General features: G+C 28.4%; 9 protein-coding genes. All 9 read left to right on the forward strand.

The features are described 5' to 3' along the window. Positions 1-88 precede the first annotated feature (88 nt). The 9 genes from TD18_RS09960 to TD18_RS10005 all read left to right on the forward strand — a co-directional run bounded on the left by TD18_RS09960 (position 89) and on the right by TD18_RS10005 (position 8728). On the forward strand, positions 89-1192 hold the full coding sequence (locus tag TD18_RS09960) for a hypothetical protein (protein ID WP_040252050.1): 1104 nt from the start codon (positions 89-91) through the stop codon (positions 1190-1192). Positions 1193-1382: 190 nt separating this feature from the next. Continuing rightward, positions 1383-1778 (forward strand): hypothetical protein, encoded by a 396-nt coding sequence (locus TD18_RS09965; protein WP_040252052.1) that lies wholly within the window; start codon positions 1383-1385, stop codon positions 1776-1778. Next, positions 1771-1962, forward strand: a complete 192-nt coding sequence (locus TD18_RS09970) for a hypothetical protein (protein ID WP_040252053.1) — start codon at positions 1771-1773, stop codon at positions 1960-1962. The genes TD18_RS09965 and TD18_RS09970 overlap by 8 nt, the downstream gene beginning before the upstream one ends. Before the next feature lie 161 nt (positions 1963-2123). Then, a complete protein-coding gene (locus TD18_RS09975; RefSeq protein ID WP_040252056.1) occupies positions 2124-2444 on the forward strand; it encodes a hypothetical protein in 321 nt (106 codons plus the stop codon). 672 nt (positions 2445-3116) lie between these two features. Further along, entirely contained in the window at positions 3117-3356 is a 240-nt protein-coding gene (locus TD18_RS09985) for a ribbon-helix-helix domain-containing protein (protein WP_040252061.1), read from the forward strand. Further along, a complete protein-coding gene (locus TD18_RS09990; protein ID WP_040252065.1) occupies positions 3349-3636 on the forward strand; it encodes a type II toxin-antitoxin system RelE/ParE family toxin in 288 nt (95 codons plus the stop codon). The genes TD18_RS09985 and TD18_RS09990 overlap by 8 nt, the downstream gene beginning before the upstream one ends. Positions 3637-4279: 643 nt before the next feature. Further along, positions 4280-4684: a hypothetical protein gene (locus TD18_RS09995; RefSeq protein WP_040252066.1), complete on the forward strand. Its 405-nt coding sequence runs from the start codon at positions 4280-4282 to the stop codon at positions 4682-4684. A gap of 274 nt (positions 4685-4958) precedes the next feature. Further along, complete coding sequence (locus TD18_RS10000; RefSeq protein WP_040252068.1) at positions 4959-7715, forward strand: hypothetical protein; 2757 nt, start codon at positions 4959-4961, stop codon at positions 7713-7715. A 158-nt stretch (positions 7716-7873) separates the two neighbouring features. Further along, the gene (locus TD18_RS10005) at positions 7874-8728 is read left to right on the forward strand and encodes a DUF4238 domain-containing protein (protein WP_040252070.1); all 855 of its coding nucleotides are present in this window, start codon (positions 7874-7876) and stop codon (positions 8726-8728) included. Positions 8729-8875 lie beyond the last annotated feature (147 nt).

Raw genomic sequence — 8875 nt, forward strand, 5'->3', positions numbered from 1 at the left:
CATAACACGAACACGTTACCCAACATTTGAAAAATGAGAGACAGAATATAAAAAATTTAAAATTATTATTAAACTAAAATTATAAATTATGAAAATCAACATTGAAAAATTAAGTATTGAAAACTTTGAAATTACAGATTATAAAAATCTGGAAACAAGCAAGTTGAAAGATAGTCCTCATCCTCTTTGGCTATTTCATATAATAATTTACAATATGATATTATCAGATTTAACAAATTTCATATCAAATACAACAAAGAATAGTGAAGAGACTCAAGAAATCATTCAAAATAGGATTCTTAAAATAAACAGTGATTTATCTTTAGGACTTGATATAAATCAAATTGAAAATTTCAATTTAAAGTCAAACCCTAACAAAAGTATTAGTGATTGGCTTAAAGATTTAATATTATCAGGAGGAAGAACAGGTCCATTTAATCCTGAACCAACGCTATCAAAAAAAATAGAGGATATTATTCAATCATTTAACAATAATGATGGAAATAGAGAAATAGCTTTTCTTTTAATTAAAGAGGCTCAAAATGTAGGTGAAATTCATAATAAAGTATTAGAGAAAGTTTTTGAAAATATTTCTACTTTAGGCAAAATTGAAAAAAATAACCTTAATATTATCTCTGAATCAGAAATCACAGATTTTATTGTTGAATATTTCGAAAGAAAAATTTCCAAAAAACATATTGAACTATTTTATAATCAGTTAAATAATAAAATTGAAAAGGAACAACTAACGGAATCACAAAACTTAATTTTAAATTACACAAATGATTTTGAAAAAATTGTAGATAAAGACCTATCAGTCAAATCATTTAATTCAGAAGTTCAAAAAATCATCAATGAAGCTTCAAAAAGCACAAAGATTAGTTCAGATAACTTAAAAATAATTTCAATAATTGGTTCTGTTGCTAAACACTCTAACGATTATTGGAGAAACAAATCCTCAAAGTGGAAAACCTTTCAAGAAAATCCGCAAGCACAATCTCTAAAGGATGGATATGAAGGTAGAATTATAAAAGCTGACATTAGAGGCGCTGGAACTGGAGCTATAACTGGTGCTATTGGTGGTGCGTTTGTTGGTGGTATAGGTGCATTACCTGGTGGAATTTTCGGTGGAATGATTGGTGCTTGTCGTAGTTCAACAATCAGAGGTTTAAGAGAATATTTTGGTTGGTAGATTTTATATCATTAAGCTTTTTAAGAACATTAAGGAAAAAAAACGTTGGGTAACAACGTATATAATCCATTGCTAGTGAGAGCCTACTTACGAAAATCCTCGCGGATTTTCTATTCGGTTTTTATTTGCTAAATTACGTACTAAACCACGCAACGTATCATATACAAAACCGTTGTGTGTAATTTGAGGAATGAGACAAACGATAACCAAAAGTGATAAAAATTTAAGGATTCTGAACAAGTTGATTGTTAGTGGATTCTATAATGGATATATCGGAACTGAAAAGTTTGAATTAATGCGGAATCGTTTCCCGAATAATCACAGAGTAATAGGAATTGTGAATGATACAGGTAATTACGATTTGAAGTTTGACTTTAAGTCACCAATGAATATTTTAGCGAAAGTTTTACTCGGAATCGGAATTCTGATTTCAATAATTTTACTGATTAAAGGAATTTGGATTTTGCCGATTGTGTTTGTTGTTTTCGGACTGATTTTGTTTGCGGATTTTAAGCTAAAAGAGAAAAAAGAAATAAACCTTTTTACAGACAAACTTTTGGAATTTCACAAAGCGAAAGATGATTGAAAAACACCCTTACGGATTCAGATTTTGGTGGAGAGCCAGGTTGCCTTGGTTTTTAATTGACCTTGGAATTGCGAGCAAAGGGAAAGATTGTGAATTAGTAAATGCTGAACATAGTTGGTATAATATTGACAATAAAACCAGTGGATGTTATTATTGTAAAAAAATAGCGAACAGAAAGAAATGAAAATAAAAAAACTACACACAACAACGTGTATAATTAATGCTAACCTCCAACTTCATTTTAAATTTATATCTTTAAACAACTGATTTGCTGCAACTGAAAATCCTGCGGATTCTAAGTCGCACAAATCATACACAATACCGTTAGCCACAATTTTTAGAAAAATGAATAATTTAGATTACAGCATTTCTTTACGAGTAAAAGGGTTTTCTAAAAATGAGATTAAAAAGGAATTATATGATAAAGGTTTGAATGAAACACAAGTAGATTATTATTTAAAAAAATCTGATGAAATCTTTTTAAACCAAACATTACAAAGTAAAAAATATAATTCTGATAGAAAGACCAAAAATGGATTCAAAATCATAATTCTATTGCTAAGTTTATTACTTCTATCCTTTGTTTTTTTAGGATATGCAAGAATCGGATTGCTGGGACTTTTTGTGTTTTGGAGTTTAATTGGATATAGTTCATTTAGAAAATAAAAATTAAAACAATTTTATAAAAATTCCGAATGAATAAAGTTATAGAAAAACCACATTTACTATACTTACCTTTTTGTATTATAATATACATAATCAGTAAGTTTTGGTTTGGTGGAATAACTATTAATGTAAAAGACTCATATTATGTAATTAGTCACCACGATTTAGCACTATTGATTTCAATTCTTTTTGGAATAATTGGATTTATTTATTGGATATTTCATTACTTTTTTGGGAATCTATCTAAACGACTGAATTTAATTCATATCGCAATCACATTTGGTGGATTATTCTTGCTTCTCATTCTTAATGAATTAAAAATAGAATCTTATGATGTTGACATTTTATCCAAATATGAATTTAATCAGAATTTAGAAATCATATTACAAATAATTACTGTCATAATAATCTTAATCCAGTTAATATTTCCAGTCAATATTATTATCGGAATAATCAAGACATATAAAACAGTGGCTAACAACGTGTAAACGCAATAACTACTGAATTCCCTATCGGAAATTCAGCACTTTTAATTATCTTAGTTGCGTCATCGGAAAAATACTAACGTCTTTTCCCGTTACTGACGCTTACACGAACAAGTTGGCAACAATATTCAGAAAAATTTGCGTTTGATTCATAATTGGTGTAAATTTACATCAAAATCAAAATATTATGGCAAGACAAAGTATTTCATTTACAAAACCCAATGATGAATGGCTGAAAAATCAAGTTGAAAACAACGAATACTCAAGTAAAAGTGAATTAGTTAACGATTTAATTAGACAAGCAAGAAGCCAACAAGTTCAAATTGATTGGATTAGAATTAAACTAGAAAAAGCTGAAAATAGCGGATTTACAACTGATAGTAGAGATCAAATTCTAAAGCAATCAAAGAACTTACTCAATGGCTGAATTTAGAATAAGTAATACTGCGAGAGAGGACTTAATTCGAATTCATCATTACGGAGTTAAAAAATTCGGAATTACTCAAGCGGACAAATACTTTGATTCATTTTTTGAATATTTTGATATAATTGCTCAGAGACCATTTTCATTTGAATCTGTTGATTTTATAAAAAAAGGATATCGACGTTGCGTTTGCGGATCTGATAGTATATTCTTTAAAGTCAATGAAGATGTTGTAGATATTATGGCTATAGTAGGAAGACAAGATTTGGATAATATTCTTTAAAAATACAGTTGCCAACAACGTGTATAATTAATTACTGCTGATTTACCTGTCGGAAAATCCTTGAAATTAATTAACTTAGTAACCAATCGGAAAACGACTCGCGTCCTTTCCCGTAACTAATCATAACACGAACACGTTACCAACCATAGTGCAAAAATCATCTGAGTTACTTTTTTACAAATCTGATTTACTAGCTTGTAACTTTCCTACTTTCAATTAAAATTCATCGGAATTATCCTTTTTTTGAGAACTAAACGCTTTGGCGTTCTGATTCGTTCTTTTCAAAAAAAGGCACTTGTGTTTTTCTGTGTGCAACCTAAATGCAGCTGTGATCTTTTCTTTTCTGCCAAGGTTGCGGATTCTTGGGTTTGTCTACATAAGTCAGTGAATCGCATTCTGATTCGGTTGCTGTCTGTATTTGCCTTTTCTCTGCTTACCAAAAACCTGTCATGCACTACAGTAGGTAACACTGTGTATAATTCATGCTCTACTTCTACTTCAATTAAAATTCATATATTTAAACAACTGATTTGCATCGACTGAAAATCTACCGATTCTCAATCGCACAAATCATACACGAACACGTTGTGTGTAATTCACACGCAACCTTTTTTAAATTTCTACATCTATTATAAAAAAAGCTATGTTTAGAAAAATATTAATTACAGTTTTAGTCATATTTGGAATAACTTCTTGTAATAAAGAGGAAATTGACAATAAGAGCGTAAACTTTACAGTATGCGATGGTATTAAACAAATTAAAGAAGTCGTTATAAATAATGTTATTGTTACAGAATTAGATACAAATAATCAAATAGGTTATATAATAAGAGCAACTGTTAGTAATAAAACAGATTCTGAAATCCTTGACGGTAGAGTTATTATAACTTTTTTTGCAAACAATAATCCTATGACCTACAATATTACTGGAGAATGTAATAACCTTCCACCTAACTCAAGTTGCGAATTTTTAAAATTTGTACCTATAATGGCAAACGAAAATATTGATCAAAATCCAGTAGTTGCTTGTTATTATTATGAACTTTAAATAGTTACATTTATTAAAACAAAACTACACACAACAACGTGTATAATTAATTGCTACTGTCAGTTATTCAGAAAATTTCATCTACAATTTGTATATTTATGTTATCGGAAAATTTACAAGTCATAGCCTTGCTATTTTCCTCCAGCGGATTTTTCGCCAAAAATGGCTCATCCGAAGCTAAAACAGCTTCGGCTCAATCCGCAACATAATCATACACAAGCACGTTGTGTGTCATGTTAAACAAAACTTAATTTATATAACAAAAAGATATTAAATGAATAAAATACTTTCCTCTGAAATAATTTCACTAGTTCATCACGTAAAATTGAATGAAAGTGGTTGGTGGGAAAAATCAATTCAAAATATAATAATTTCTACCTTCGGAGTAACTAAGAACTCGCCTCAAAACGAAATAGATATTCTAAATAACTTAAAAAATGAACTAAATAGTGATTTTGACAGAGGAAGAATAATAAATCAAATAAATATACTTAAGAGTAAACAACAGTTAATTCCTGTATCAGATGATTTATTTACTTTATCAGAAGATATCTATTCTGAATTCAAAGCTGCACATGCACAGCAAAAAGAAATTGAGTTCGAAGCCGAAAAAAGATTCAATGAATTATGTAACAAAATATATCCTGAAAGCTCAGCTAAACAGCTTTGGAATGACTTAAATCAATTTTTAATAATCCCATTAATTAGAGAAATTGGAGCTAAAACATATGAATTAATAAGTGGAAAAGACACAATATCCATAGAACAATATGGTCAATTTCAAAAATTTATAAAAAGATATAATGGAGACAAAACTTTAGTCCATACTTTACTTTTAAATTATTTTGATTTTAAAAACACCTATGTTAAAAATTATATTTTACATCAATTAAACGCATACTTTTTTGTTGAATCCGCAAATTTAAATCTAGCTGCTGTTGAAGAAGTCTATGCATTGTCTAAGTCTCAAGTAAATCTGAAAATATTTGTTGACACAAATTTTTTGCTTACACTTCTTGATTTACACGACAATCCATCAAATGAAGCAGCATTTTCTTTAATCGAACTGATTAATGAGATAAAAAATAAAGTAAAGGTGAAATTCTATGTTTTACCAGTTACCATATTAGAGTTTCAAAACTTAATTCAACGTTTTAAAGATTATTTAAAACGAACAAAGCCCACTCTTAACCAAGCTATTGCAGCTGAAAGCACTGATGACTTTTCAGGTATAATAAAAAGATACTTTCAAAAATGTCATGAAAAACAAACCATGCTTGATATTGACGATTATTTTGACCCTTATCTAGATAATTTCACAGTAAACATAAGAAAAAAAGGACTTGAAATACAACAAGACAATATGGATGACTATTCTACAGACCAAAGAGTAGTTGACGATTTGTTAGAACAAGTAGAATATCGATATGAACGCAACGATAAATCAAACAAATACAAAGGACTTAATGAAGAAGAAAGAGAATTAAAAAAACAAAAAATATACGATAAGTTCAATCATGATTGTCAGATATGGCATTATGTGAAAGATAAAAGACCAACTTATATAGATTCACCAAAAGATGTTAAAAACTGGGTTTTAACATTAGATTTCAGCTTTCTTGAATACGATAAGTTCAAGCAATATAATGATGGGAATAACAAAATAAGTGTTTGTCTTCATCCTAATGAATTTATATCAATGCTTCAATTTTGGATTCCTAGAACTGAGAAATTTGAAAATGCAATCCTTGGAAATTTTAGGCTACCTTTTCTATTCAGAGAAGTTGATGGAGACTCGGAAAAAATTAGTATGGAAATACTAAGAGCTATGTCACAATATGAAGATAATGAAAAGTTCGACAGTGAATTAGTAGCTGAAATACTCACAAATAAAGCTTTAAGACAAAAAATCAAGGTTAACAATACTATTGAGGAAAATGCTGAATTGATAAAAGAAGAGTTATTTAAAAAATATGAACAGGCAAAAAAATTACTTTCAGAAGAAACCGAAAAAAAAGAAAATTTATCAGGTGAATTAGACTTGGTGAAAATTGAAATAGGTACTTTAAGTAAAAAAATTGAAGACTTCAGAAAAGAAACAAATACAAAAATAGTTAAAGAACTAGATTTAGTCAGAAAATTAAAAACCCAAGAAATTAGAACCCAACATGATTCTTTAAAAACAAAAAAAGACCAGCTCAAAAATCGACTAGACGATTACGAAGAACAGATAATAAAAGTTGAGAGTGAATTTCAAAAAGTTTCAACAAGTTTAGGCTCAAAAATAAAGTCAGCGTTTATTGGAAAAGAAAAATACTTAAATGAATTAAAAACTCAAATTCAAAAAAAATACTATAATCATACGAAATATAACGAAATCAAAAAGGAATATGAATCTACAACCAAAGCATTAGAAGAATTGTCTATTCCTAAAATTGATGAAAAAATTATAATTTATTGTGAAAACCAAAATTCCATATTTTTCAATAAATTAAATTTTAATAATGTTCATTTTATAGCCGAGAATAACAGCAATGGTGTTTTCATAAAAGCTGTAGCAAATCAAACACATTTCGGAGTTAGAGATAGAGATTATTTGACAGATAATGAAATAATAAAAATTCAAAAAGCCTATGGCAATTATATAATACTTGAATACTATTGTTTTGAAAATTATCTATTCCATCCCGATAACATAGACGAACTTAATAGGGATGATTTCAATAAAGATGATTATATCAAGGAACTTATTAAGCAGAAAAATTCTAAATATGATTCTATATTAATTAAATTAAAAAATGCTCGAAATGGTTATCAAGAATTTAAAGTCCCTGATAATAAATTTAGGGAAAATGACGAAGTTATTTGTAAGTACTTGAAATCTGATGAACTTGAACAATTCCTTAAATCATTTAGTTTGAAAACTGAATTCGATAAAACCTTTATATCAAAGCTTCAACTCAAAGAGGAGGAATTATCCTCAACAGAATGGTTTAGAAAAAAAATGGAAAATTTATTAACTTTTAAATAATACACGAACACACAACAACGTATATAAAAAATAGCGGTTTAATCCCTTAAAAAAGGGATAAATACTAAAATAAAGGTCAGTTAAAAACCGAAAAGATTGTGCTTAAAAATCCGCTACTTTTCATATACGCCAAAGTTGTGTGTAATTAAAGAAAACCCTTGAGTAATAACGAATCCAAAAGACATCATTACATTCCGAAATTTTTAATAAAAGGTTTTACGGACGAAAATAACTTACTCTATATCTACGATAAAAAAAAGGACAAAATTTTAAGTAAGCAAAGAAGTCCTAAAAGTATATTTTTTGAAAATTTCAGAAATACAATAAAAATTGACGAATCGAATTCCAATTCAATAATTGAAGATTTATGGTTTCAAAAATTAGATGATGAATTATCTAAAAATGTTCAAAAACTTCAAACTGAAAAACTAAACACAGACCTATTTAATGATGACAATATTGCTCAATTGCAATTCTTCATTATTAATCTTTTTTGGAGAATACCAAAAACTGATTTTGCTGCTAAAGATTTAATTCAACGTGCAGAACTTCGAACGGAAGGAATTGATTCAGAAACTGTAAGGAATGATAAAAATTGGAATAAAATTTTAAGAACTGGATTATATAAAGAAACTATTGACCAAATGAGAAATAGTTCGACTAAACCAAAGAATATTTACCCAAAAATCGCTGAATTTGAAAAAGATATTTTCGTCCTTGGTGATTTTCCTTTTGTCTTTAGAAATCGGTTAGGAAAGTTTACAGATTTAGTAGAAGATGATTACTTTATCGCATTGACTTCTAAAAGAATTCTATCATCATCAAGGAAAGAATTACAATCATTTGACTTTCAAATGTTTCTTCCTTATAATGCAGCAATCATTGAAGAATCACAAAACTATGTAGTTTCTAACAACTTGAAAATATTGGAAGGTTCAGTAGAATATTATAGAAAATTAAAAAAAGAACATTTGATTTATTTTATAAAAAACCGATTATTTAAAGAAAAATAACTACACACAACAACGTGTATAATTCATTGCTAATACAGGCTTACTTACGAAAATCCTCGCGGATTTTCTATTCGGTTTATATTTGCTAAATTAGTTGCTGAAACACGCAACGAAATCATACACAAACACGTTACCAACCATAGTGCA

Source organism: Psychroserpens mesophilus, assembly GCF_000826645.1.
Lineage (GTDB): Bacteria > Bacteroidota > Bacteroidia > Flavobacteriales > Flavobacteriaceae > Psychroserpens > Psychroserpens mesophilus.